The sequence below is a fragment of the Candidatus Nanopusillus massiliensis genome (genome assembly GCF_920984865.1).
Map to the genome: position 1 here is coordinate 147315 of NZ_OV100765.1, position 1203 is coordinate 148517.

At 25.3% G+C, this 1203-nt stretch carries 2 protein-coding genes; both read left to right on the forward strand.

From position 1 onward, the window contains the following. Nucleotides 1-758: 758 nt before the first annotated feature. Nucleotides 759-938, forward strand: a complete 180-nt coding sequence (locus LUA84_RS01125; protein WP_231434040.1) for a hypothetical protein — start codon at nucleotides 759-761, stop codon at nucleotides 936-938. Between the two features lie 72 nt (nucleotides 939-1010). Continuing rightward, nucleotides 1011-1203 (forward strand): hypothetical protein (locus LUA84_RS01130; RefSeq protein WP_231434041.1); only part of this gene is annotated, 193 nt, incomplete at its 3' end.

Here is a 1203-nt window from a genome sequence, read left to right on the forward strand (position 1 = left end):
GAAGAAAAAAATATAGTAGGCTATAAAATTTCTACTCCAGAAAATGAAATAAATAAATATAATAGAAATAATGAAGATGAATTATATTATCNNNNAAGTTATAAATTTGAATTTGCAGTTTGTAAAGATATAAGTTATATAAATCTCTGTAATTTTTCTAGATTTTTTTAATCTTTCATTAATTTTCTCTAATATATTTTCCTATTCTTCTATATGAGAAAAATATTTTAATGTTTCTATAATTATTATACTCTATGAGTGAACAAACATCATTACACAAAACCTTGGAAAAACTACTTTTAGATGCTACTAAATTATCAATTGGTTTAGGTGATCAGGGAAGACATCTTTGGATATTAGTAGATATAAAAGATGATAAATATAAGGGGGGAGGTTTTACTGGTAAATTCCAAAACGTATATNNNTAATTGTGATGTAATTAAGTGTAAATTATATCCGGAGAGATATAATATTGATCAAAGTATTTGTGATTCATGTTTTCAAGATATANATCACAGGAGATATAATAGCGATGATAATAGTCATATGGTTATTTTTAATATTCCTAAAAGAGGTGAGAGGAGAGGAGGTAGAAGAGCTACAGGATCTAATAAGAAATATGGAAATTGAGATTATTGAATCATACTATAAAAGTTTATACTCATATCCAAATTCTTTAAAAAATTATTCAAATCCAAGATTATTAATGTATTTTGAAAGAAAGGGGCAAGATCTTGATATGATATATAAAGAAATAAATGAAATTAATTTTGGCGCAGCTTCCTACTCTGAGGGAAATTGGATCTGAAGATAAACCAATTTTTTCACTTGCTGCAATATATGGAAAGAAAGAAAATATATCTGATAAAGATGTTGATGTAGCTCATTTAGAATTTCCAAAGAATTTTAGATTTAGTTTAATGGTATATAAAAAATAAATTGTAAATTCTTTTAAAATTTTAATCTTTATTATAAAAGATATTTAAATATTTCTATAATTATTATACTTTATGAGTGATCAAAATATCCCTGGGAGATTAGAAGATATACTTAGGAGGGTTAGTGAATATTCATTTGAATTTAGGAAAGGGGGAAAGGTTATTTGGATAAATTTAGAAATAAAAAAGGATGATAGGGGATACTATGGAAAAGGCAGTGCTGTTAGCCCACTAAAAGTGTATGAATTTAAGTATGGAAGTAATT